We start from the raw sequence: 23,473 nt of genomic DNA on the forward strand, positions 1-23,473 counted from the left end.
CCGTGCGCCACGTCGGGGGACGCACCCAGTTTGGCGGCAACCGGCGCATCGCGCAGAAAGCCGCTCCCGCCAGTGGCGGGTTTCCCAAGCCCCGTACTCCTCTTGAGGTTCACTTCCGAACCTCGACCGCGCAATTAGAACACCAGTACGGCCGACTCCGTCAACCGCGATCGCCTGACACGGAATTGACCGAGTGAACGGTTGCGGTAACGCCAGGTGCCGCGGTGGACTCCGACAGCAACTGTCCACGCACCGTCGCGGCAACCCGACGCGCCGCTTCTTCTGCCCCCCGACGCACCTCGCACTCCCACACCCTGACAACTCGCCAGCCGCTTCCGGCCAGCTCGTTGTCGATGCGCTGATCACGCGCCTGATTGGTGGCGATCTTCGTCGCCCACTTCTTCGCGTTGGGCCCCCTGAACTGAGATGGCCCGTGCCGCGGGCAACCGTGCCAGAAGCATCCGTTTACGAACACCGCGACTCGCGGACCTGGAAACACCAGGTCCGGCCGGCAACGATTCGACAGGGTCCGTCGCAGTCGGTAGCGAAGACCGAGCGCGTGTACGGCACGCCGCAGCGCGACCTCGGGGGCGGTGTCGCGGGTTCGCCGGCCTCGCAGATGCAATCCCTCGACCGTGGCAACCCAGCCGCCCCCGCCGTCCGTCGATGGAGGGGAGACAGGATCGTCAGAACTAGTCATTGCTCCCGCCGAAGTTTCACCTTGTCGAGGCCTCCGTGCCTGCTCTCGCCACGGTTCGGACGATAGAGCGGCGAAGCCGCTTTGCTCCGCGAGCACCCTACGCGCAAGCTGGTGAAGCTGCGCAACAGAGGGCGCGTGAAGCCGTAAGTCAGCTCGTGCGCCGGTGGGCGCCACCGGCCAGGCCGACGTCGATCCGATGACTCCCTCGTTCCGTGGCTTTACCTCGTGATGTCCCATCGACCGCTGCCAGACCTGGCACAACGATTACCTCTCGTTCCAGGCCGCGCCCGCTGCGAACACGGGCCGCGCGTCACACCCCGTCGCTAGCGTGACCTCAGCCCAGGGCACAGACACTCGTGGAGGAGCCAGCGATGATCGACCATCTGTCGGTCCAAGCCCGCGACCTCCCGACCAGCGCTGCCTTCTACGACGCCATCCTCGCCCCGCTGGGCGGCAGCCGACTGTTGGAGTTCCCGAACGTCATCGGCTACGGCCGAGAGCGCCCCGAGTTCTGGCTCGGCCCGACCGAAACCCCCGGCGAGGCCCGCGAGCTGCACCTGGCCTTCACCGCCGACGACCGCGCCGCGGTCGAGGCGTTCCACGATGCCGCCATCAAGGCCGGCGCGGAAGTGCTGCACGAGCCCCGCGTGTGGCCGGAGTACCACCCGACCTACTTCGCCCTGGGCGCGCCGCCGTACCTGTACGCCGGGCCGATGACGTACCAAGAGCACAGCGGCGACCGACCCATGCGAATCATCTGGCGGCTGCAGCATCGGCTCCCCGCCGACATGTACGCCGCCGCTCGGGCCATCGCCGCCTGAGATCGACCGGCTGGCCTCTCCGCCACGCCGGGCATAGCCGCTTGCGCCCGGCTGAAACGCTTGCGTCAGCACCCTTCGGGAAAGCAGGAAAGGACCGTGGAGCTTCGCAGGAGCCGATCCATCCTGGTCGGTGGCATCGCGTTCTGGGCGTTCGGCATCTTCATGCTGCTGTGCGGCCGGACTGACAGTGCCTTCCGTGGGATCGGGACACTGATCATCGGCGTGTTGAGCCTGTTGATGGGCGCCATACTCGCCTTCTACGGGCTCCGGCCGTTCAGGTTCCACATCGGGACCGAAGGGCTGACCGTACGGCTGCCTGGAATCGACCGGCTGGTGCCGTGGGCCGAGATCGACACGATCGTCCTCGATCAGCCGCTGCCGGTTCTCACCGGCAGGAAGACGCCCTCCCCGGTGTTGTTGCTGGTGCCGGCCAGCGGGTCGGCCCTCAATCGTCCGCTGACCCAACGAAGCCCCGTGGACGACCGTCCCTGCCTGGTCCTGCTTGAACTGCAGGACGTCCGAGAAGCGCCGGACGAGGTGGGGGCCGCCCTCGCCCGCTTCGGCGGCAGCCGCTTCACCGATTTTCGGCAGCTGATTCGGCAGCATTTCGACTCGCCGGACTTCACGATGGTGCTGCGCGGATACGACCCGGCCAGGGTGAATCACCTCATCAGGCAGGGCCAGGAGGCGCTCATCTCGGACGTGATGCTGAAGCGCTTCGGGGCGAAGGCAGAGATTGAACGGGCTCGCGGAAGCCTTCCGGCCGCCATACACGGGTACGACCGCGCGCAGGTCGACGCGTTCCTGGACGACCTCTCCGACGCACTGGCGCGGTGGGATGACGAAAAGCGGGATGCCAGATAGCGTTCCCGCCGATCAGGTGGACCGGCACTACCCGAAGCGCGACGTCGTGCGCTCATGGGATCTGTCACCGCAGGGTGGCTGGTATGGGTGTAGGGGCGGTCGCCGGTTCTGCCGCCGGAGGCCGACCCTGACAGGTCCGTGAGAGCTGTTGAGGTACGCCGGGCGCTGCCCTGGCGACCTACGACCCGCGCCCCTGTCCCGCCGTCGGGGCGATACCTCGCGCGGCGTTCGCTGCCCACGAGGTGGCGGGTGTGGGCGCGCGGGGCGGCATATGGGCCACCTACACCGCGCGACGCGTCCGTCTGCCCCGCCGCCCCATCAGGCCGCCCGCCCGCTCGGGCCGGGCTCGGCGAGGTTGGGAAGACGCCGGTGCACCCCCTCCACCGCGACCTGCCGCCGACCGCCGCGCCGGCCGCGGTGACCCTGTCCGGACGGATACCGCCGAGCAACCCGACCATCGACGGCGAACTCCTCGCCCGCCTGCTGTTCTACTCAGCCGGCGTCACCCGAACCGCCGGAGACAACCTCTGGTTCCGCGCCGCCCCCTCGGCCGGCAATCTCCACCCCTTCGAGATGTACGCGGTGGCCAGCGAGGTCGCCGGGCTGTACCACTTCGCGCCGCAGGTGTTCGGCCTGGAGGCACTCGCGGCCGGGGACCACCGCCCGGCGCTGGCCGACGCCACCGCCGACCCGGACGTCGGCCCGCTCGCCCTCGTCGTCACCGGCCTACCGTGCGAACCGCGCGGAAGTACGCCGAACGGGGCTGGCGGCACGTCTACTGGGACGCCGGGACAGGGTGAGGGCATGGACGGGTCAGGCGTACACGGGGCGTCGGGTGCCGCCGTGGTCGGCGCACGGCCCGCCTGGCACGCCGGTCATGCTGACCAGTCCGTCCTCGCACTGCACCACGTAGCCCTTGCCGTTCCAGAAGGTGGGCACGCAGTCGAACCAGTCGCAGACGTCCGCAGGCGGGTCGTTGATGTAGGAGCCGCCGCAGTAGTTGTAGCCGTACGGATTCTCCGGTGCGCCACAGAGGTCCACTGGGGCCGGGCTCGGCGAGCCGGTGGTCGGGCTCGGGCTACCGCCACCGGTGCTGCTGGCCGACGGCCACCCGGAGGGTCTGGTCGGTGAGGCACCATCGGTCGGGCCCGGTCCAGGCGAGGTGACCGGCCCGGAACCGGGCCCCGGCGCCGTAGCGGGGCCGGACGTGCCGGGCGCGGTGGTGGCGTCCCGCTGCGGACCAGCGGTGGGAGCGGTGGAGCTGAGCGGCGCGCCGACGGCGGTGGATTGCGAGGGGTCATCCGGGTCGGCCGAGGTCGCGCCGGGGCGGCCGTCGAAGTCCATTCCGACCACCGGGCGGTCCGTCGCGGACCAGCGGACCGCGCCCGCGACCCCCGCCAGGGCGACCAGGACCGCGACGGCGGCGACCAGCGCCGGACGGGCGAGGCGGGCGGCGGCCGGGGCCTCGGCGGGCGTGGCCGGTGTCGGTGCTGCCGGCCGGGTACGCCAGTGCGCCACCACCGCCTCGTCGAGCCGGTCCCGGAGCGCGTCCCGCTCCCCGACGGCCTCGGCGTACGCGACGGTGAGTCGCAGCCGGAAGGCGGACGCCGCCGTCGGCGGTACCCGTACTCCCCGGATCCTGCCCGGCCCGTGCTCGTGCAGCAGGGTGAACGGCTCCGCCGGGTGGTGTGCCACCCCGGTCAGCTGCCGGTACGGCCACTCCCGGACCCCGAGGCGCCCGATGAGGATCAGCCGCCGGTCGGTGACCACCGCCATGCCGGCGTCGACCACCGCGACGCCCTTCGTCAACCCGCGTACCCGGACCGAGTCCTCGAGGGGAACGACGGCCAGCTCCGGTGCGGGCAGGCCGGCGGTGTGCCGAGCCGTCACCTCGAGGAGTTCCGCGCCGGACTGCACGGTGGCCACGACCTCATCCTGGTCGAGGGCCACCGGCAGCCCCACCGGCGTCTCCGCCCGCGGCTCCGGCTCCTCCGTCCACGCGCAGAACTCCCGTAGCTCCATGTCGCGTCGTCGCCACGCCTCGACGGCGGTCTCGTACGCCGTGCGCCGCCGCTCGTTCTCTCGGTTGACCCACCGGGCCCGCCAGCCCACCGCCGTCCCGACCGTCGCCACCGAGTCGCCTCTCATCGCGAAGGGGTTCCGCGTCCACCCGGTACAACCGCGCACGGCGGCGCAGGACACGACGTAGCCGTCGACCGGCTCGGCTGGTTCCGTGGATACCGTCGAGTACCCGTACCGGTTGGCCGGTGGGGCCGAACCGCCGATATCCACGGCTGTCCCCGACCGCCTCGCGGCGATACGGTGCACGCACCGCCTCGGGCCGCGCCCCGCCGACAGGTCGCGACGCCGCCTTACGCGTCCCCATCCGCACCACCGGATCGATCTCACGTCCGACGCCGGCGTAGTCGCCGGGAGAGAGGATCGAAGAGGATGCTCCCGACACCCCCCACCTCCTGGCGAACGGCGAGAGTCACCCTCGCAGCCGCCATCGCCCTGGTCAGCCTCGGCATTTTCGGCGCACCCGTCCACGCCGATGGACAGTCCAAGGTCACCGTGATGACCCGGAACCTCTATCTGGGCGGCGATCTGACGCCATCCATCGGCGCGCCGACACCAGGGGCGTTCCTGGCCGCGAACTCCGCGCTGTTAGGCCACGTCGACCTGGTCAACTTTCCCGCCCGGGCGAAGCTGCTCGCTCGGGAGATCACCGAGAACAAGCCGGACCTGGTCGGACTGCAGGAGGTCGCCCTGTGGCGCACCGGCACGTTCGGTGACCCCGCACCAGCCACCGAAATCCGGTACGACTACCTGGCACTGCTCATGGGCGAGCTGAGCCGCTCCGGTCACGCGTACGACGTCGCGGTCGTACAGGCCGAGGCCGATCTGGAGGCGCCGGCGGGCGCGCCGCACTTCCTCGACGTCCGGCTCACGATGCGCGACGTGATCCTGGTGCGCCACGGCGGCCGGGTGAAGGTGACCGACTCCTCGTCTGGCACCTTCACCAACAACCTCACCTTCACGCTCGCGGCAACGAACGGGACCGTGACCAGCACCCGCGGTTGGACCGCGGTGGATGTGGTGCACGGGCAACGCCCGTTCCGGTTCGTGAACACCCACCTGGAGGCCTTCCACGCCGGTGTCCGGGTGCTGCAGGCGCGCGAGCTGCTGGGCGGCCCCCTCGCCACGGCACCGGGTGACGTCATCCTCGCCGGGGACCTCAACACGGGCCCCGACCTGCCCGTCGCCGAGAACCGGCTCGCCTACGCGGCGCTGGTGGCCGGCGGGATGCGGGACACGTGGCAGATCCTGCATCCGGGTGAACCCGGCTATACCGCGGGTCTGGGCGACGACCTGAACCAACCCGCCGACGCCGTCGAACACCGCATCGACATGGTCCTGTTCCGGGGGGCGGTCGTTCCCGTCTCGAGCCTCATCTTCGGGACCAAGCGGCAGACCCCCGACGGCCGGTGGGCATCGGATCACCTCGGCTACCTGGCCGTGCTGGCCTTGAAGTAGCGCGAACGCTGCTCCGGGCTGGCGCCGACGCGCCAGCCCGGAGTTGCCACAGGCACAGAGGGCCATAGCGTGAGCGGCCCGCCGCGATGACCGCCGCCCCGACGCGTCCGGCCGGCCCGGCTGTCAGTAGGTCCCGGCCCGCGCCACCTGCGCGGCCACCCGCTCGTGTAGCGCGGCGAGGGCCGGGCTGACGGCGGCGGTGAGCGGCGCCGGGTCCGCCAGCCGACGCCCCGTCCATCGGCATCAGGGCTGCACCACCGCGGGCAGGTGGGTGCGGTGCGCGGGCACCCCGGCGGCGAGCCGCCGTGGTTGCGCATCAGCGGTACGAGCACCCGTGCGGACGACCGGGGTGGTGTCCGGTGGCGATCCACTGCGAACACGGACCACGCGTCGTACCCCGCCGCTAGCGTGGCGTCAGCCTCGCCCGGAGACGCTTGGAGGAGCCCGCGATGATCGACCACCTGTCAGTCCAGGTCCGCGACGTGCCGAGCAGCGCCGCCTTCTACGACGCTGTGCTCGCCCCGCTCGGCGGCCGCCGGCTGCTGGAGTTCCCGAACGTCGTCGGTTACGGCCGGGACCGGCCCGACTTCTGGCTGGGCCCGACCGAAACCCGCGGCGAGGCCCGCGAGCTGCACCTGGCTTTCACCGCCGACGACCGCGCCACGGTCGAGGCGTTCCATGATGCCGCCATCAAGGCCGGCGCGGAGGTGCTGCACGCGCCCCGCGTGTGGCCGGAGTACCACCCGACCTACTTCGCGGTGTTCGTTCGCGACCCGGACGGCAACAACGTCGAGGCCGTTTGCCACGCCCCGCAGTGATTGGATCTACCAATATGGAACAGCGAATCAGCCTGATCACCCTCGGAGTCACAGACGTGGCGCGCGCAAAGGCGTTCTACGAGCACCTCGGCTGGCGCGGCCAGGAGGTCGAGGAGACGGTCTTCCTCCAGGCCGGTGGGTCGGCGTTGGTGCTGTGGGGGCGGGACAAGCTGGCCGAGGACGCGGGCGTCGACGATCCGGGTGACGGCGGCTTCGGCGGGATGGCCCTGGCGCAGAACGTCCGCTCTCGGGCTGAGGTCGATGAGGTGTTCGCGGCGGCGGTGGCCGCCGGTGCCGAGGTGACCAAACCGGCTCGGGAGACGTTCTACGGCGGCTACGCCGGCTACTTCACCGACCCTGACGGTCACGTGTGGGAGATCGCCTGGAACCCCGGCTTCCCCCTCGCCGAGGACGGCACCATCACCATCCCCGACTTCGGCGCGATGGGCTGAGTCAGGAAGGGGTCACGGCTCGGTTGGCGGGCAGAGCAGCCGGTGCACCAGTGGTAGCTGTAGGGGATCCAGACAGAGCGTGATCAGGGCGGGGTCCGGCGACGGCGTGGCAGTAGTCGGGGCCGGTGCGGTGGGCGTGGCCGATGCGGTGGGCAGAGCCGGTCGGCCAACCGGGGGCGGGTCTGTGGTGGGAGCTGGGCCGGGCGTCGGCACCGAACTGGCGGACGGGACCGAAGCGGTCGGCCGGCCCTCAGCGGTGGGCGACGCCGAAACCGCCGGCGGGACGGGCGTGCCGGTGGTCGATGGCCCGTACGGCGTGGCGCCTGTGGTGGGGGCCCGCGTCGCACGGCCAACCGGCCCGGTCCTACTCCGCTCCGGTGCCACCGGTCCGATGGGGAGGACGGGGGCAACGGCGTCGCCGTCCGCCGGAGCGTCCGTGGCGACGATGACGGCCGCTTCCCTCCGCTGCACAGGGCCGGCCTGCTCTGGCCCGAGAGCGCCCGGGCCCAGTGTCGAGAACACCACGACCCCGACGGCGGCGACGGCGAGCGCCCGGCGGTCGGGGCGCAGCGCTGTCAGCGGGGCTTCGTCCGGCTCGACAAGCGGCGGCGGCGTCGGTCGTGCGCCCTGGTGGGCGTCCAGCAGGGCGTCGAGTTGTGTGGCGACGGCGGCGCGTTCTCCGGCGGCGGCAGCGATGGCGAGGGTGAGGTAGAAGCGGGCGTTCACCGCTGCGCTGGCCGGCACCAGCAGCCCGGCGAGCGGGCCGCGGTCGGTGGTGTGCAGCAGGGTGAGGGGGACGTCGGGGTGGTGGGCGGGGGCCGACAGGTCCGCGTACCTCCACTCGCGCCGGTGGTCATGCCCGGCGAAGGCCACCCGGTGGTTGGTCACGACGGCCATGCCGGCGTCAAGGGCCCGCAGGCCCGCCGGCAGCGCGCCGTCGGGTGTGTCGGCGCAGGTGAGAGGGCCGGGCGTCGGCAGTCCGACGACGTGCCGTGCCTCGGCCTCGACCAGCTCCGCGTTGGGGAGTACCCGGAAGACGAGTTCGTTGTCGGCGAGGTCCACCGGCAGACCGGTACGCGGCTGCGTGCACCCGAGGAACCCGACGGCCTCGATCCGCAGCCGGGTCAGGTGGTCCTTGCGTCGGAGCCAGGCGTCGGTGGCGCTGCGGTACGCGCGTCGCCGCCGCTGGTTCTCGCGCTCGGCCCAGGCGATCCGCCAGTGCGGCTCCAGGGCGGTGGGGCGTGAGGTCACGGTCACACGCGGTACAACCGCTCATGTACGTGACAGGCAACGCGGGCGGGATCGATGCTTCCCTTTGTTCCCGAAAGGAGAGATTTGGCTACCCGCGAGGGCTGCCGACCTCGGACAGCTCGGCCCGGTCGCTCGCGGGGACGATCGCGAAGTGCACCGTCCGGCCGGTCCTGCGCCGCCCGAGGCGGTGCATCAGCGGCACGAGCACGCCGTGCAGCAGCGGGTACTTGCGGCGCAGCGTGCGGGCAGCCATGTCGTACTCCGCGCCTTCCAGCCGCTGGGCGGTGGCCTGGACGGCCGAGCCGGTCGGCACGCCGCGCGCGGTCGACGCCGCCACCGTGACCATCGGGTTGTTGCCGATCCGCCGGGTCTTCCAGGCCCGTTCGAAGCTGCGCACGTACGCCCGGCCGCCGGCCACCGCGATGCTCACCGGCGTCCCGACCGGTCGGCCGTCCCGGCGGTACGTAGTCAGTACGACCGTCTTCTGCGGGCCGAACGGTGCCAGCGCCGGCACACCGGTCGGTGAAACCACGCCGAGCACCCAACCCCGCTCGCGCCACCGGTACGCGAACGCGGCGCCGGCTACCACCACAGCACCGCCGATCGCCAAGGTCTGCCCGGTGGTGCCGCCGAGATTGCGGTCGGCGACGTGCACCACCGTGTGAGCGGTCCCGCCGACCATGTAGCCGGCGAAGGCCACGGTGAGCGCGTCGGCCCAGATGGTGGCGAGCAGCAGGGTCACGCCGATGCCGAGCTGGAAGGCACCGATGTCGTGCACGAAGTGCCGGTGCGGCGGGAAGTCGGCCCAGGTGCTGAACGAGGCCGGGGCGAGCATCGCCCACACCCCGACGACCGCGCTCGCCAGCCCGAGCAGGGCGGCGGCGGTTCGCACGATTGTTCTCATACGCCCATGACGAGACCACGCACCTCGGCGTGACACCCGAACGGCCCGGCTCCGCCAGTGGTCACGACGGGCACAGCGAGGCGAAGAACTGCGGCACCCGCTTCCACGGCAGCGCGGCAGGCGACCAGTCGCACGTTGCCGGCCTCGCGCCGCCGGTTGAAAGACGCTCACCGGCGCCTGCCTGGACGCCGGGGCTATCGCGGTAATGCGGGCGTTCCCCTCGCGAGCATGGACTAAAAATAGGGTGTTCTAAATATAGATCACCATGACAGACTGTGCCCCGTCATTGATCAATCACGGGGATGGAGCGGCATGGCCGACAACAGACGTACTCGATATTTCAGCAGGTCCTTGCGCGCGACGGCATTCGCCGTCGCGCTCGTCCTACCGGTCTCCCTGATCAGCCAGCCGGCTGCCCAGGCGGAGGCCCAGGCGGTGGTCGAGGAACAACTTCCGGCCTGCGCCGACCCGTCCGTACCGGAGGACATCAACCACGCCTCCATTCGGCTCGAAGGACCGACAGCCGGGTCGGAGGTCGCGGTCGACGCGAACGGCAAGATCGCCATCAACGGCTACCTGCACAAGCAGGCCACGATGGTGGACGTCTCGATCGAGAAGACGACCTCGTCGAGCTTCACCTTCGGTCCGCCGCCGCCCGGCGTCACGGACTGGTCCGCCTCGTGGACCACCAGCATGCGCCCGCCGCACCTGGGCCCGGTCCAGGTCTGCTCCCGGGCCGAGCGTGAACCCGGCCGGTACGCGAAGATTCTGCGCGACATCACCGTGGTGGACCTGATTCCGCCGAGCAACGTCCCGAACCTGGCGGTCGGCACGATCACGGCGACCAGCGCCAAGGTGAGCTGGGGCGCGGCGACCGACAACTACGGCCTCGCGGGATACGAGGTCAAGGTCGACGGCGGCACGGCGCAGCGGACCACTGTCGGCACCCGCTCGTACTCGATCACGGGGCTGCAGCCGTTGAGCAACCACACCGTCTCCGTGGTCGCCATCGACCTGGCGGGCAACCGGTCGGCGACGCCCGCCACGACGTCCTTCACGACGGACGCGTTGCCGCCGCCGCCGGACGTTGACGCCGGTCTGACCCTGGACCCCGATGAGGGGGGCGCCATAGCCAGCTGGCACCCGCAGCCCGCCAACGAGGCGAGCTACCGCGCCTACCTGGACGGCGAGATCTACGACCAGTTCGCGCTGGAGCAGCTCTGCGTGGACGGCAACGGCAACGTGGCCAACCCGTGCACGGCGGACAGCGTCATCAAGCTCCCGATCGAGCCGCTCGAGGAGTACACGCCGTACGCGTTCCGGGTCGAGGCGCTGCGCGCCGATGGCACGGTGGCGCGGGAGCTCGCCGGTGACTTCACCACGATGATCCATGTGGACGAGGTGTCGGCGGCGACCACGCAGACGACCGCCAGCGAAACGTCGCAGTGCGCCGGCGCCGGTGGCGACTTCTACATCGCGGCCAGCTCACGTGCCACGGTGCCGGTACCCGCCGGCAGCACGGAGATCTTCCTCGGCTGCTACCGGGCGGCGAACAGCAGCTGCCTCGACGCGTTCCTGCCGCCGTCGGGCGAGAAACTGCTCGACTGCGCGGACAACATCACCGACATGCTCTTCGCGGTGGCCCCGTCCGGCCGCGGACCGGTGATCTCGTCGGTGGACGCCGCGCAGGCCCGCCTGCTGGTGCCGGGCCCGGTGGCGCCGATCGCCTGGTGTGCGAGTGGAGCCTGCGCGACGCTGCTGGCTCCCATCGCGGAGACGGTCGAGGTCGTCGCGGCCGCTGAGGTCGCCGCCGCCGGCACCTCGTGGATCGTCGTCGGTGCCGCCGGCATCGGCATCGGTGTCGTGCTGGGCGTCCTGCTCGCCATCCTGTTCCCCAGCACGATCGGCGTGAACGGCCTCATCGAGTACCCGATCGAGCACGACGTCGACTTCGACACGTTCGAGAACTGGGGCTTGGACGAGGGCGAGTGGTACAACAGCCTGAAGGTCTACGCCGAGGTCATCAAGACCACGAAGCTGGTGGCCGACCAGCGCGATCTCGACTTCGCGTGGGACTCCACGGAGGATTCGCGACTCAAGCGGATCATCGACTCGGCGTGCACGGCCCAGCGCGGCACCCAGGGCAAGGCCGGGTGTGACGACAACGTCATCGTCTACGTCCCCGGCGCGAAGAACTACAAGGGCGCCGACATGACGGAGACCGGCAAGCACATCGTGGCCGCCATGGGTGACGGCGGATTCCCGCAGCCGCCGACCCGGGCGGTGTGGTTCTACCCGGCGCGCAGCGTGGGAGGGCAGGCGGCGCGCGCCAAGGGCTACAACCACGGATGGTTCAACAGAGTGGAGTTCAAACCGAACGCGTGCGACGTGCGGGTGCCCGGGCAGACCTGCGACGAGTTCCCGTTCTGGTCCACGAACCAGGCGGTCAACCTGACCGGCCAGGTCGCCAGCCTCAAGCTGGTGTCGACGACGGAGTCGCTGCCGCAGGCCAACGACATCAACGCGTTCTACGGCAAGTGCAAGGTGAACAACAACACCGAGTTCATCGTGCTGCCGGTGAAGCCGTGGGTCGAGGCCGGCGGCACGAGCTTCGCCTTCAAGGTCAGCGGGGGCGGGGCTAGCCTCTGCATGACCCCCACGGCCCCGTAGCCGAGGAGCTTGCTGATGCTCGATGACATGCGCGTGTTGCGCGACGCGGTGCGGGAGTACCGCGTCGCGGCGACGGCTGCCGGCCTCGACTGGCCCGACCAGGGCGAGTCGCCGGCCGGGCAGCCGCCGGGCGTGGTCTACCGGATCTTCGGGGTGGATCACGTCGCGGAGCAGCTGACCTGGTTGCAGTCGCAGCGATGGCCCGATCGGCGGTTGCTGCCCAACGCTGGATGGCGGATGCCATGGCCGGAGGGTGGGGACGCGCTGGACTATCTGGGGCTGTCGATCGGCACGCCGTTCCCCTGGCGGCAGCAACTGCCCCTGTTCCACTTCGATTTCCTCCTCTACACGTTCGTCCTCGCGGGCGAGCACGAGGGTGAGATCTGGCGTTACGTGATCTCAGAAGACGCCTGGGAGTCCGTCCGTGCCGCCACCAGCCTGGCCGGGCTGTTCGACCAGTGGGCCAGGGGAATCGCCGCCGGGGTGGTCGGCTACGACGAGCACAACCAGTGGCTCCTGGTCGACGACGTGGCCAGGGCTCCCGGCCTCGACCCGCTGGCCTTCCCGGTGGCTCCGGTGGAGGAGACGCTGCTGCGGGCGCGGCAGCGCGAATGCGGAGTGAACATGGCCGTCGTCGAGGAGGGCTTCGAGTACCAGGAGGAGTTGCTCGACGCGATCGACGCCGCCAAGGCGTCGCTCGGCGCGTAGCCCGGCGTGGCCGGCGGCTGTTCCGGTGACAACCGAAACAGCCGCCGGCCACGCCGGGCGCTGGTCAGCCAGGGCGCTGACCGGCCCGGCTCCCGTGCCGGTCAGTACGGGCGCAGCGAGGTGAAGAACTGCCTCATCTCGCCGGCGAGCAGGTCCGGCTCCTCCAGCGGCATGAAGTGCCCGCCGCGGCCCGGTTCGCTCCAGTGCCGGATGTCGGTGCAGGCCCGCTCGGCGATCTCTCGGGGGAGGTTGGCCTGCGAGGGTTCGGTGCTCACCGTGAAGGCGGCGGGCACGGTGATGTCGGGTCGTGGGGTGTTGTGGTCGAAGTCGGCGTACTGCCGGAACGAGGAGCCGATCGTGTCGGTGGCCCAGTACAGCGTGATGATGGTGAGCAGGGTGTCCCGGTCGAAGCTGTTCGCCAGGTCACCGTGGTTGTCGCTCCAGTCCCGGTACTTGTCGACGAGCCAGGCGGCCAGCCCGGCCGGTGAGTCGACCAGCGCCGCCGCGAGGGTGTCCGGCCGGGTGCCCATGATGGCGCTGTAGCCGCCGTCGGTCTCGTCGTACGCGGCTTCGGCGTCCAGGTACGCCTGCTCCGCTGGGGAGAGCGGGCGGGCGTCGAAGCTGGCCGGGAACGGTGGGTGGATCATGTGGATGCCGGCGACCTGTTCCGGGTACAGGGCACCCAGCCAGCCGGTGACCACCCCTCCGACGTCGCCGCCGAAGGCGCCGTAACGCTCGTAGCCGAGCACGTCGGTCATCAACTCGTGCAGCGTCCGAGCGAGGACCGCCCGGGTCACCGGCTCGTCAGGTACCTCCGAGAAGCCGAAGCCGGGCAGCGAGGGCACCACCACGTCGAACGCGTCGGCGGGGTCGCCGCCGTACCGGGCGGGGTCGGTCAGCCGGTCGACCAGGGGCAGCATCTCGACGAAGCTGCTGGGCCAGCCGTGGCTGAGGATGAGGGGCAACGGCGCGGGCGTACCGGCCGGACGGGCCGCGCGGACGTGCAGGAAGTGCAGCTTCCGGCCGCCGACGAGGGCCAGGTGGTGTGGGTAGGCGTTGAGTTCCGCCTCGCGGGCCCGCCAGTCGAACCCGTCGCGCCAGTAGGACACCAGGTCCCGCAGGTAGTCGGGGTCGGCGCCGCCCTGCCACGGCTGCTCGCCGCTGCGGTCGGTGAAGCGGGTACGGGCCAGTCGGGCCCGCAGGTCGTCGAGGACCGCATCGGATACGTCGATGCGGAACGGGGAGATGGTCATTGGTCCTCCGGTAAGGAGGGCGCTCCCCGACGCGAATGGTCAGCTGAGGGGGACGGCCGAGTGGAGCGCCCAGACGTGACAGTGGGTGTTCACCGGGCTCACCTCCTCTCGTGGCTGACGGACGTCACCCTACCCGTGGCCGTTGCCGGCCGCGCCATCCGGGTTGGCCGCCGATTCGATCGGCTCGGTGAGGAAGTCGATGATGAGGCGGTTGCACAGGTCGGGCTTGTCGGCGAGCAGGCCGTGGCTGGTGCCCGGCACCACGGCGAGCTGCGCGAGCGGCAGCCCGTCGCGCAGCGCCAGGGTGTGCTCGATGCGGACCTCGTCGTCGTCGGCGACCATCACCAGCGCCGGGCCGGGGTAGCCGGCCAGGTCGGCGACGGTCACCGTCGGCTCCTCGTGGTGCATCCGGTCCAGCTTGGCCTTGACGATCGGGAAGTGCTGCGGCCCGTCCGGTGACACCTCGCCGTGGTACCGCACGAAGAACGCGACGGTCTCCTCGTCGAGGTCGACGGCGCCGTCGATCCAGCCGTCGTGGTGGAACACCCCGGCGGCGAGCACCAGCCGGCGGACCAGGTCGGGGCGGCGCAGCGCCACCAGCAGCGCGACCGGGGTGCCGTCGCTGTGCCCGACCAGGTGCGCCGGCCCGCCGACCACCTTTTCCAGGAACGCGATGGTGTCCTCGGCCATCAGTTGGTAGCTGATCGGGCCGTCCACATCGGGGGTACGACCGTGCCCGCGCCGGTCCGGTCGGTAGACGGTGAACCGTTTCGCCAGCCCCGGCACGTTTTGCCCGAGGGCCCGGGAGTCGGCGAAGCCGGGGTGCAGCAGCACCAGCGGCTCCCCCGCGCCATCGCGCTCGTAGAACGTGTTGACCTCGCCGAGCTGCACGTAGCCGGGCATCCCGGGCTCCCTTCCGGCGGAGGTGCCGCCCGAGCGTGATGACTCTGGAGTATCGATATACCGCAGAGGTACCACGACCGTCCGACACTGTCGCGCGCCGAGCCGGGCAAAGCCGCCGCCGAGTCGCACGGGCGGCACGGCGGCGGCACGGCGTGGCCGGATCAGGCCGGTTGGCCGGCCTCCGGCGCCTCGTAGACCCGGCGAATGTCCACCTCGACCTCGCCGATCGTCTCGGCGAAGACGTCGGCGAACCGCCGCCCCCACTCCACCGCCTCCTCCTGGGAGCGCACGTCCACCAGCGCGAATCCGGCGATCAGCTCCTTGGTCTCGGTGAACGGCCCGTCGGTGACGGTGGTCTTGCCGCCGGTCACGGTGATCCGGGTGGCGCCCTTGGAGGTCTCGCACAGCCCCTCGGCGGCGAGCAGTATCCCGGACTGCGCCACCTCCTTCATGAAGGCCTCCATCCGGGCGATGAACTCTGGGCTCGGGTCGAACGCCCCCGGCAGGTTCTCGTTGAGCTTGTGCATCAGCATGTAGCGCATCGGTTCGGTCCTCTCGTGATCGATGAAACGACGGTCAGCGGGCGAGCTGCCGGCCGCAGAGCGCGGTCAGCCAGGCGAAGATGACGGCGCAGGCGAGCGCCATCCGGACGCTGACGGTGTCCTGGTCGGGCCAGGCCAGCACCACGACGACGGCCAACGCGCAGCCGAGGGAGAACGCCGCCCAGCCACGCCGCCCGGCCCGCCACCAGCCGCGGCCGAAGACCAGGCAGGCGATGGTCAGCGATCCGAAGGCCAGCGCCGCGCCGACGCCGTGGCCGACGGCGTGCCAGCTCAGCGTCTCCGGCGCACCCTCCGGCGCGCCGGTCGGCCAACCCATGCTCGGGTCGGAGACCAGCACCCCGCCGATGATCAGCCCGACACCGTGCACGGCAACCAGCGCCGGCCCCCACGTTCCGGCGGGCTCGCCGCCCAGCGTCCGCCGTAGCCCGACCGCGCCGGCCAGGGCGAGCAGTCCGGTCACCACGAATGTGATCTGGATCCAGCCCAGGTCGCCGAGGGCGAGCAGGCTCAACGGTTGCCGGCTCAGGTCGAACCCGTCGCGGGTGAGCACCTGGGCCGCGGCCACCACCCCGAACAGCGGGCCGGCGGCGGCCCCGCCGGCCAGCAGCGCCCTTGTCGTCGTACGCCGGGAGCCGACGCCCGCCACCGCGGACCCTGCGCCCATCGCGTTCGCCGTCGTCGTCATGCCGATCTCCTCATCTGTCCCGACCGACCGGTGGCCGGTCTCGTGCGCCGGTGCGAGCCGGCTTCCACTGACGCGTCGAGCGGTTCGGTCGGGATACGACATGGCGGCTGACATTTCTTCCGGCGATTTTTCAGCGGGTCGGCGCGACGCCCCGGGCGCAGTCGGCGGCGCGGGCGAGCAGCAACGCACGCTCGCGTTCGTTGCTGGTGAGCTGAGCGGCCCGGGCGAACTCAAACCGCGCCTCGTCGTAGCGGCCCAGCTTCGCCAACAGGTCCCCGAGCACGCTGGGCAGCAGGTGGTAGCCGGCCAGCGCCGGCTCGTCGGCCAGCGCCCGGGCCAGGTCCAGGCCGGCGGCCGGGCCGTCGGCGAAGGAGACCGCGACGGCCCGGTTCAGCTCCACGACCGGCGACGGCACGACCCGGGCCAGCTCCGCGTAGCCGGCCGCGATCCGCGCCCAGTCCGTCTCCTGCGGGGTACGCGCCCGCGCGTGGCAGGCCGCGATCTCCGCCTGGAGGGTGAACGGGCCGGGCGGTCCGTCGGCGGCGCGGACCCGGTCCAGCGCGGCCAGGCCCCGGCGGATCAGCATCAGGTCCCAGCGTCCCCGGTCCTGCTCCATGAGCAGGACCGGCTCGCCGGTGGGGTCGACCCGGGCCGCAGTGCGCGACGCCTGGATCTCCAGCAGCGCGGCGAGCCCGTGCACCTCCGGTTCGTCGGGCATCAGTCCCTGGAGGACCCGGGCCAGGCGCAGCGCGTCCGCGCAGAGGGCCGGGCGCATCCAGTTGTCGCCGGCGGTCGCCGAGTAGCCCTCGTTGAAGATCAGGTAGATCACCTCCAGCACGGAGGCGAGCCGTTCGCCGCGCTCCGCGACGCCGGGCACCTCGAACGGCACCTTCGCGTCGGCCAGGGCTTTTTTGGCCCGGGTGATCCGCTGCGCGACGGTCGTCTCGGGCACCAGGAACGCCCGGGCGATCTCCTCGGTCTTCAGGCCGCCGAGCATCCGCAGGGTCAGCGCCGCCCGTGCCTGCGGCGACAGCACCGGGTGGCAGGCGGTGAAGACCAGGCGCAGCAGGTCGTCGTCGATCCGTTCCTCGAAGGCGGCGTCGAAGTCCGGGGTGAACTGCTCGTCGCCGAGGTCGTGCCCGAGCTCGGCGACCCGGCGTTCCAGCAGGCTCCGGCGGCGTAGCGCGTCGATCGCCCGCCGCTTCCCGACTGTGGTCAGCCAGGCGCCCGGGTTGGCCGGTACGCCGTCGCGTGGCCACTGTTCCAGGGCTGCGACCAGGGCGTCCTGGGCCAACTCCTCGGCCCAGCCGACGTCGCGCACCAGTCCGGCCAGGGCGGCGATCACCCGCCCGGCCTCGATCCGCCACACCGTCTCGATGGTGCGGTGCACCTGCTCATCCCCCATGACCGCCCATCAGAGCAGCCCGGTACCGCCGGGACAAGGAACGACATCGGCGGCGGGCCGTGTCGCGACTGCGGGGATGCGCGGCTGGCCGGTCAGCCGGCGCGCCGGGGGTGCGTCATCGGCCCGGGCAGCGGGCCCCGGGCCGGAAACCGCGACGGCGCACGCGGCGGGTACGCCTCGCAGTGCCCGACCCACTGCTCGGCGGCTACCACCAGCGCGTCCGCGGAGACGGTCAGGACCAGCGGGTAGATCGCGGTGGTCGGGCGGCGCATCCACGGCGGCAGCGACTCGGCGGAGAACTCGACGGTCAACTCCAGCCGGCGACGGCGAATCACCCGCGTTCGCAGGGTCAGATTGGGTTCGGTGAAGCTGACCACCGCCGGGGGCGGGTTCGGGCCGACGGCCGCCTCGGCCTGACCCCGCAGCCAACTGCCGAGCGCGCGGGCCTCCTCCACCAGGAGACTCGGGTAGTGATGCGACCAGGTCTGACCGTCAGCGGTACGGGCGTCGACCTCGATGAGCAGCCAGTCGCGCCAACCGGGTGCGGACCGGTCGGGGTCGTCGGGCGGATCGATGCCGGGCTGATAGCCAACCGGGCGGATCCTCACCCGGGCACCGTCGTCGGACCGGATCTCCACCCGGCCAATTCTGACCGACCGAAGTCGACGCGCGGGCCTAAACCGGCATTAAACGGTCACTTCCAGATGGTTCGCCGCACGCCCCGGTGCTCGATGCAGGCGTTCGACCGGCCACCGTTCAGGCTGACCGAACCATCGCGACACTGCACCAGGTAACCCCGACCGGCCCAGAACTGCGGCACGCAGTCAAACCAGTCGCAAACCTCAGTGGCCGGCCGGCGGATCCGCGTTCCGCCGCAGAAGTCGTACCCCAGCGGGTTTTCCGGCGCGCCGCAGCGCTGGTCCCGGGTCGCCGTGGGCGACGGGCGCGGCGACTTCGTCGGCTTCGGTGTCGTGCGGGGCGAGGGCGGGGCCGCCGGGTAGAGCAGCGCGGGAACCGCGCTGACGCTGGACGCCGGGGTGGCCGCGACGGCGACCTCCGCGCCGCCGGTCGGGTCGGACGGGTCCGACTCGAACAGCGCCGCCGGCACCAGCAGCGCCACGGCCGCGGCAACCGCGACGGTTCGCCGGCCGCCCGGCACCAGCGCGGAGAGCCGGGCCTGCCCGGGAGTGGCCGCGGCCGGCCGGAACGGCTTGAGCTGGGCGTGCTCGGCGATCAGCTCGTCGAGCTGGGCGAGCACCGCGGGACGCTGCTCGATCGCGTCGGCGAAGGCCAGGGTGAGCTTGAACCGGAAGTCCGCCGCCGCGTCGGTGGGCAGCATCAGCCCGGAGGTCCGCCGCCGGTCCAGCACCTGGATCAGGGTCACCGGCGCCGCCGGGTCGTGGCCCAGGCCGGTCATCCGGCCGTACGCCCAGTCACGCCGGCCGCGCCCGCCGAGCAGCACCAGTCGACGGCTGGTGATCACCGCCATGCCGGCGTCGGCGACCCGGACGCCGTCCGGGCGACGCTGGCGCAACGGCCCGGCCGGCGGGGCGACCGTGAGGTCCGGCGCGGGCAGCACCGTGGTGTGCCGCACCTCCACGAGCTGTGCGGCGGGCAGCGCCCAGAGCACCACCTCGTCGCCGGCCAGCTCCAACGGTAGGCCGGCGCCGGCTGCCGCAGAGCCCTGGAAGTCGGCGGCCAGGGCACGCAGCCGCCGCAACTCGTCGTCGCGTCGCCGCCACGCCGCCTCGGCGCCGCGGAACGTGCTGACCCGCCGAACGTTCTGCCGACGCGCCCACCGGTACCGCCATGTGGAACCCGTCGAATCAGTCTTCGCCACGCCGACTCCTCCGCCGCGCTGGCCACCAACCGGGGTGTCACACCTTTTAACAGCGGCGGCGCGCCGCCCGGACACGCCAAAAAAGGGCGAAGTACCCGATCGGCGGAGCAAATTGCACGATAGGGCGATACTGCTGCCGACACTCATTCGGTCCGGAGCGCCGTCTCGCTCGGTAACGTCAGCCGCAGCCGGGTGGCGATGCCGCCGTACGGAGGGGGTGAGGGTCGTGCCGCAGGAAACCCGGCCCGAGGTGGTGATCGGGGTCGACATCGGCACCACCAGCACCAAGGTCGTCGCGTACGGCGCCAATGGCCGACAACTCGCCAACCACACGGCCGGCTACCCGCTGGACGACCCACAGCCCGGGTACGCCGAGCAGGACCCGCAGGTCATCCTCGACGCGGTGCTGGTGTCGATCCGCGCGGTGGTGGCCGAGCTGGCCGAGCCGGTGGCCGGACTGTCGTTCGGATCCGCCATGCACAGCCTGATCGGGCTGGACGCGGACGGCGTACCGCTGACCCCGTCGGTGACCTGGGCCGACTCGCGATCCACGCGGCAGGCCGAGCGCCTGCGGGCGGTGCCGTCCGGCCTGGCCCTGCACCGACGCACCGGGACGCCGATGCACCCGATGGCGCCGCTGCCCAAGCTGCTCTGGTTCGCCGAGCAGGAACCGAAACTCTTCGAACGGGTCGCGCACTGGGTCGGCATCAAGGACTGGGTACTGCTGCGGCTCTGCGAGGTGCTGGTCACCGACCACTCCGTCGCCTCGGGCACCGGCCTGATGGACATCCACAGACTGGAGTGGGACAGCGAGGCACTGGCCATCGCCGGCATCACCGAGGAGCAGTTGCCCCAACTGGTCTCCACCACCGCCGTACTGCCCGGGCTCACCCCGCAGGCCGCGGCGGCGACCGGCCTGCCGCAGCGCACCCCCGTGGTGGTCGGCGCCGGCGACGGGCCGTTGGCGAACCTGGGCCTGGGCGCGGTGCACCCCGGCATGGTGGCCTGCTCGATCGGCACCAGCGGCGCGATGCGGGTGATGGTCGAGCGGCCCGGCGTGGACCCGCTCGGCGGGGTGTTCTGCTACGCGCTGACCGAGGATCGCTGGACGGTCGGCGGCGCGATCAACAACGGCGGCATCGTGCTCCGCTGGGCCGGTGAAGCGCTCGCCCCGGACCTGGGCGCGCACTCCGAGGAGGAGCTGGTCGCACTGGCGGCCCGGGCGCCGGTCGGCTCCGGCGGGCTCATCATGCTGCCGTACCTGCACAGCGAGCGGGCGCCGCACTGGAGCGCACTGCCCCGCGGCGCGTACGTGGGGCTGACCCATGGGCACCGCCGCGAGCACCTGGTGCGCGCCGCGCTCGAGGGGGTCTGTCAGCAGCTCGCGCTGGTGCTCAGCTCGGTGCGCGCGGCCGGCAACGAGGTCCGTGAGGTCCGGGCTGGCGGCGGCTTCGCCCGCAGCGGCCTGTGGCGGCAGATGCTCGCCGACGTGCTCGGCCTGCCGGTGAGCTTCGCGACCGGGCCCGAGGGGTCGAGCTTCGGCGCGGCCATGCTCGGCATGCAGGCGTTGGGGCTGATCCCCAGCATCGACGTGGCCTTCGACCTCGTACGGATCGAGGAGACGGTCCGCCCCGACCCGGCCGCCGCCGCCACGTACGCGGCGCTTCTGCCGCTCTTCGCCGAGCTGTACGAGGCGCTGGTGCCCACCTTCACCTCGATGCGCCGGCTGGCACCCGGCCTGCCCACAGGCCCCATCCGGGGTTGAGTTTCGCGCGGCTCAACGGCCGGCCCGGCGGTGTTGGTGATGACGCTGATACCTCAGAGTCATTTTGATACCACTGAGGTATCGCGCTCGTCAGAGCACGGCCGCCCGGACGGGTGACGCCAGTCCCGTTGACATCCTCCACCGCCCTGAAGGGCGGGGATTCCCTCGGTCACCCGAGAGGGTTCCTGTTTCACCGGGCCGCGCCTTCGCCGCTTGCGCGGGTCTGGTCTTACCGTCCCTCCACAGGCGTTTCACCTCTCCGCCAGCCCGGCGGCGAGGATGTTGCGGGCGGCGTTGACGTCCCGGTCGTGCACGGCATCACAGCCGGGGCGCGTCCAGGAGCGAACGCCGAGAGCCATGGCCGTGTTGATCCGACCGCACGCCGAACAGGTCTTCGTGCTCGGATGCCAGCGGTCGACGGCGATCACGGTCCGCCCGTACCAGGCGGCCTTGTACTCGACCATGCTGCGCAGGTGTGTCCACGCCGCATCGGAAATGGCGCGGGCCAGACTGTGGTTGCGCAGCATGGTGCGCACACTGAGATCTTCGATCACGACCGTTTGGTTCTCACGGACGAGTCGAGTCGACAGCTTGTGCAGGTGGTCCCGCCGCCGGTCGCCGATGCGGGCATGAATCCGAGCCACCGCCACGCGGGCTTTGGCCCGGTTGGCGGAGTCCTTGGCCTTGCGTGCCATGCTGCGTTGCGCCTTGGCCAGTTTGCGCCGGTCAACGCGCTCATGACGCGGGTTGGTGATTTTTTCCCCGGTGGACAGGGTGAGCAGACTGGTGATGCCCGCGTCCACCCCTACCGCCGTGTCGACCGGCGGGAGCGGCGTCACGGTGGGATCCTCGACCAGCAGGGACACGAACCACCGACCGGCCGGGTCGCGGGACACTGTGACCGTGGACGGCTCGGCGCCGTCGGGCAGGGCCCGGGACCACACGATGGTCAGCGGCGCGTCCATCTTGGCGAGGGTGAGCTGTCCGTCGCGCCAGCGGAATGCCGAGCGGGTGTACTCCGCCGACGCCCGAGACTTGCGCTTGGACTTGAAACGCGGGTAACGCGACCGCTTGTCCCAGAACGCGGCGAACCCGGCTTGCAGGTGCCGCAGCGCCTGCTGCAACGGCACGGAACTGACCTCATTGAGAAACGTCAGATCCTCGGTGCGCTTCCACTCGGTCAGCCACGCCGACGACTGCACATAGGTGCTGCGCTGCCCGTGCACCGCCCACGCGCGAGTGCGCGCATCCAAGGCAAGGTTGTAGACCTTGCGCACGCACCCGAAGGTGCGGTTCAACTGCTCAGCCTGCTGCGGGGTCGGATAGAAGCGGTACTTGTACGCCCGCTTCACCACCTCACCCACACCTCACATCCTACCGGTAGTTCATGTAAGCCTATCCCTGATAGGGAGCTGCGTTTCCTCCCCCCTGAAGGCAGGGGTATCCACGCCGCGACACCGATGAGCCGGGCGTCAGGCGCCGGGGATGTTCGCCGGTGGGTCCTCGCCGACCAGGTCGGCCGCCGGCGGGTCGGCCGCGACCGACAGCCCGAAGTCCGAGTACGTCAGGTCCAGTTGCGCGGTCTGCGACTGCTCGCTGGCCAGCTCGATCCGGTAGCGGACCAGCCGCCCCTGCTCGTCGACGGTGGCGGTGAACGGCACCGCCCCGGCCCGCTCGCCGAGCACGGTTCCGACTCCGCTGCCCAGCACCTCGCCGCTCTCGCGCAGGTCCAGGGTGCCGGCGTACTCCCGGACGCCGGTCTGCCGGACCTGCGCCGGCGCGGTCAGCGTGCCGGCCAGCCGGGTGTTGTCCAGGCCCTGCTTGCCGGCCGGGGCGCCCGGCGCGCCGACGTGCCACCAGGTGCTGCCGTCCCAGACCGGGATCCGGCGGTCCGGGGCGGTGACCCGCACGTAGACGTCCGGCCCGGTGGTCAGGCGTTCGATCTTCACCTCGCCGGTGGGCACCTTGAGCGAGGTGGTCTCCAGACCACGCCGCGCCTTCGGGTCCCACAGCAGCACCGTGCCGTCCCCGCCCGACGCCCCGCCGGTGCTCACAGTCAGCTTGTACGTCTGCTGGTCGACCTTCCCGGCGGCGGCGACCAGCACGCTGACCGGATCGGTCGCGGCCGGGGCGGGTGACGCGTCGGCCGCCGGACGGCCCGCGTCCGGCTCGTCGCCGGTGGCGACCAGGGCCCACGCCCCGGCGGCTACCGCCACGGCGAGAATGGCGCCAGCGGCGACCAGCTTCGGCTTCTTCACGGTCATCTCCCCCCGGGCGGCACGCCCCCCGGCCGGTGGCCGATCGACGCTGACCGCGGTGCGGTCCGGCCAGAGT

At 71.5% G+C, this 23,473-nt stretch carries 20 protein-coding genes and 1 pseudogene; 8 read left to right on the plus strand and 13 right to left on the minus strand.

What is annotated here, in order from left to right; all coding sequences use genetic code 11:
• Positions 1 to 160: 160 nt before the first annotated feature.
• Positions 161 to 937, minus strand: coding sequence for a very short patch repair endonuclease (locus tag OG990_RS24055; protein ID WP_406077248.1), 777 nt, complete (start codon positions 935 to 937; stop codon positions 161 to 163).
• A 134-nt stretch (positions 938 to 1,071) separates the two neighbouring features.
• Here OG990_RS24055 and OG990_RS24060 point away from each other — a divergent pair.
• Both OG990_RS24060 and OG990_RS24065 read left to right on the plus strand, forming a co-directional pair.
• Positions 1,072 to 1,377: pseudogene (locus tag OG990_RS24060) on the plus strand (VOC family protein); the annotation flags it as partial.
• A gap of 240 nt (positions 1,378 to 1,617) precedes the next feature.
• Positions 1,618 to 2,385, plus strand: a complete 768-nt coding sequence (locus OG990_RS24065; RefSeq protein ID WP_406077249.1) for a DivIVA domain-containing protein — start codon at positions 1,618 to 1,620, stop codon at positions 2,383 to 2,385.
• A gap of 813 nt (positions 2,386 to 3,198) precedes the next feature.
• Here OG990_RS24065 and OG990_RS24070 read toward each other — a convergent pair.
• Entirely contained in the window at positions 3,199 to 4,533 is a 1,335-nt protein-coding gene (locus OG990_RS24070) for a hypothetical protein (RefSeq protein WP_406077250.1), read from the minus strand.
• 303 nt (positions 4,534 to 4,836) lie between these two features.
• Here OG990_RS24070 and OG990_RS24075 point away from each other — a divergent pair, with 303 nt between their 5' ends.
• The 3 genes from OG990_RS24075 to OG990_RS24085 all read left to right on the plus strand — a co-directional run bounded on the left by OG990_RS24075 (position 4,837) and on the right by OG990_RS24085 (position 7,192).
• Positions 4,837 to 5,922, plus strand: coding sequence for an endonuclease/exonuclease/phosphatase family protein (locus tag OG990_RS24075; RefSeq protein ID WP_406077251.1), 1,086 nt, complete (start codon positions 4,837 to 4,839; stop codon positions 5,920 to 5,922).
• Between the two features lie 449 nt (positions 5,923 to 6,371).
• Positions 6,372 to 6,740, plus strand: coding sequence for a VOC family protein (locus OG990_RS24080; RefSeq protein ID WP_406077252.1), 369 nt, complete (start codon positions 6,372 to 6,374; stop codon positions 6,738 to 6,740).
• Between the two features lie 14 nt (positions 6,741 to 6,754).
• Positions 6,755 to 7,192 carry a VOC family protein gene (locus OG990_RS24085; protein ID WP_406077253.1) on the plus strand — a complete coding sequence of 146 codons (438 nt, stop codon included), beginning with the start codon at positions 6,755 to 6,757 and terminating at the stop codon, positions 7,190 to 7,192.
• Positions 7,193 to 7,204: 12 nt separating this feature from the next.
• Here OG990_RS24085 and OG990_RS24090 read toward each other — a convergent pair whose 3' ends face one another.
• Positions 7,205 to 8,443: a hypothetical protein gene (locus OG990_RS24090; protein ID WP_406077254.1), complete on the minus strand. Its 1,239-nt coding sequence runs from the start codon at positions 8,441 to 8,443 to the stop codon at positions 7,205 to 7,207.
• Between the two features lie 88 nt (positions 8,444 to 8,531).
• On the minus strand, positions 8,532 to 9,335 hold the full coding sequence (locus OG990_RS24095) for a PPOX class F420-dependent oxidoreductase (RefSeq protein WP_406077255.1): 804 nt from the start codon (positions 9,333 to 9,335) through the stop codon (positions 8,532 to 8,534).
• A gap of 363 nt (positions 9,336 to 9,698) precedes the next feature.
• On the opposite strand from OG990_RS24095, the gene OG990_RS24100 reads away from it, so the two are divergent.
• Complete coding sequence (locus OG990_RS24100) at positions 9,699 to 12,017, plus strand: fibronectin type III domain-containing protein (protein ID WP_406077256.1); 2,319 nt, start codon at positions 9,699 to 9,701, stop codon at positions 12,015 to 12,017.
• Between the two features lie 15 nt (positions 12,018 to 12,032).
• A complete protein-coding gene (locus OG990_RS24105) occupies positions 12,033 to 12,725 on the plus strand; it encodes a hypothetical protein (RefSeq protein ID WP_406077257.1) in 693 nt (230 codons plus the stop codon).
• A gap of 101 nt (positions 12,726 to 12,826) precedes the next feature.
• Here the strand turns inward: OG990_RS24105 and OG990_RS24110 are convergent, their stop codons facing one another.
• The 7 genes from OG990_RS24110 to OG990_RS24140 all read right to left on the minus strand — a co-directional run bounded on the left by OG990_RS24110 (position 12,827) and on the right by OG990_RS24140 (position 19,374).
• The gene (locus tag OG990_RS24110) at positions 12,827 to 13,978 is read right to left on the minus strand and encodes an epoxide hydrolase family protein (RefSeq protein WP_406077258.1); all 1,152 of its coding nucleotides are present in this window, start codon (positions 13,976 to 13,978) and stop codon (positions 12,827 to 12,829) included.
• A 129-nt stretch (positions 13,979 to 14,107) separates the two neighbouring features.
• Positions 14,108 to 14,881 (minus strand): alpha/beta fold hydrolase, encoded by a 774-nt coding sequence (locus OG990_RS24115; protein ID WP_406077259.1) that lies wholly within the window; start codon positions 14,879 to 14,881, stop codon positions 14,108 to 14,110.
• A gap of 161 nt (positions 14,882 to 15,042) precedes the next feature.
• Positions 15,043 to 15,423 (minus strand): YciI family protein, encoded by a 381-nt coding sequence (locus OG990_RS24120; RefSeq protein WP_328423876.1) that lies wholly within the window; start codon positions 15,421 to 15,423, stop codon positions 15,043 to 15,045.
• 34 nt (positions 15,424 to 15,457) lie between these two features.
• Positions 15,458 to 16,129: a DUF998 domain-containing protein gene (locus tag OG990_RS24125; RefSeq protein ID WP_406077260.1), complete on the minus strand. Its 672-nt coding sequence runs from the start codon at positions 16,127 to 16,129 to the stop codon at positions 15,458 to 15,460.
• 130 nt (positions 16,130 to 16,259) lie between these two features.
• Positions 16,260 to 17,534 carry an RNA polymerase sigma factor gene (locus OG990_RS24130; protein ID WP_406077261.1) on the minus strand — a complete coding sequence of 425 codons (1,275 nt, stop codon included), beginning with the start codon at positions 17,532 to 17,534 and terminating at the stop codon, positions 16,260 to 16,262.
• Between the two features lie 92 nt (positions 17,535 to 17,626).
• A complete protein-coding gene (locus tag OG990_RS24135; protein ID WP_406077262.1) occupies positions 17,627 to 18,172 on the minus strand; it encodes a hypothetical protein in 546 nt (181 codons plus the stop codon).
• A 56-nt stretch (positions 18,173 to 18,228) separates the two neighbouring features.
• The gene (locus OG990_RS24140) at positions 18,229 to 19,374 is read right to left on the minus strand and encodes a hypothetical protein (RefSeq protein WP_406077263.1); all 1,146 of its coding nucleotides are present in this window, start codon (positions 19,372 to 19,374) and stop codon (positions 18,229 to 18,231) included.
• Between the two features lie 226 nt (positions 19,375 to 19,600).
• Between OG990_RS24140 and OG990_RS24145 the strand changes: the two genes are divergently transcribed.
• On the plus strand, positions 19,601 to 21,139 hold the full coding sequence (locus OG990_RS24145) for a gluconokinase (RefSeq protein ID WP_406077264.1): 1,539 nt from the start codon (positions 19,601 to 19,603) through the stop codon (positions 21,137 to 21,139).
• A 251-nt stretch (positions 21,140 to 21,390) separates the two neighbouring features.
• On the opposite strand, the gene OG990_RS24150 is transcribed toward OG990_RS24145, so the two are convergent.
• Together OG990_RS24150 and OG990_RS24155 are read right to left on the minus strand one after the other, a co-directional pair.
• Positions 21,391 to 22,503 (minus strand): RNA-guided endonuclease InsQ/TnpB family protein, encoded by a 1,113-nt coding sequence (locus OG990_RS24150; protein WP_406077265.1) that lies wholly within the window; start codon positions 22,501 to 22,503, stop codon positions 21,391 to 21,393.
• Positions 22,504 to 22,611: 108 nt separating this feature from the next.
• The gene (locus tag OG990_RS24155; protein ID WP_406077266.1) at positions 22,612 to 23,397 is read right to left on the minus strand and encodes a hypothetical protein; all 786 of its coding nucleotides are present in this window, start codon (positions 23,395 to 23,397) and stop codon (positions 22,612 to 22,614) included.
• Positions 23,398 to 23,473 lie beyond the last annotated feature (76 nt).

This window comes from Micromonospora sp. NBC_00858 (assembly GCF_045207365.1).
In the GTDB taxonomy this organism is placed as follows: domain Bacteria; phylum Actinomycetota; class Actinomycetes; order Mycobacteriales; family Micromonosporaceae; genus Micromonospora.

What these genes read in the sequence shown, in the direction of transcription:
- OG990_RS24115 (WP_406077259.1), bottom strand. Translation starts at nt 14,881, where the DNA reads ATGCCCGGCTACGTGCAGCTCGGCGAGGTCAACACGTTCTACGAGCGC.
- OG990_RS24110 (WP_406077258.1), bottom strand. Translation starts at nt 13,978, where the DNA reads ATGACCATCTCCCCGTTCCGCATCGACGTATCCGATGCGGTCCTCGAC.
- OG990_RS24105 (WP_406077257.1), top strand. Translation starts at nt 12,033, where the DNA reads ATGCTCGATGACATGCGCGTGTTGCGCGACGCGGTGCGGGAGTACCGC.
- OG990_RS24120 (WP_328423876.1), bottom strand. Translation starts at nt 15,423, where the DNA reads ATGCGCTACATGCTGATGCACAAGCTCAACGAGAACCTGCCGGGGGCG.
- OG990_RS24085 (WP_406077253.1), top strand. Translation starts at nt 6,755, where the DNA reads ATGGAACAGCGAATCAGCCTGATCACCCTCGGAGTCACAGACGTGGCG.
- OG990_RS24130 (WP_406077261.1), bottom strand. Translation starts at nt 17,534, where the DNA reads ATGGGGGATGAGCAGGTGCACCGCACCATCGAGACGGTGTGGCGGATC.
- OG990_RS24080 (WP_406077252.1), top strand. Translation starts at nt 6,372, where the DNA reads ATGATCGACCACCTGTCAGTCCAGGTCCGCGACGTGCCGAGCAGCGCC.
- OG990_RS24125 (WP_406077260.1), bottom strand. Translation starts at nt 16,129, where the DNA reads ATGACGACGACGGCGAACGCGATGGGCGCAGGGTCCGCGGTGGCGGGC.
- OG990_RS24075 (WP_406077251.1), top strand. Translation starts at nt 4,837, where the DNA reads ATGCTCCCGACACCCCCCACCTCCTGGCGAACGGCGAGAGTCACCCTC.
- OG990_RS24055 (WP_406077248.1), bottom strand. Translation starts at nt 937, where the DNA reads ATGGGACATCACGAGGTAAAGCCACGGAACGAGGGAGTCATCGGATCG.
- OG990_RS24070 (WP_406077250.1), bottom strand. Translation starts at nt 4,533, where the DNA reads ATGAGAGGCGACTCGGTGGCGACGGTCGGGACGGCGGTGGGCTGGCGG.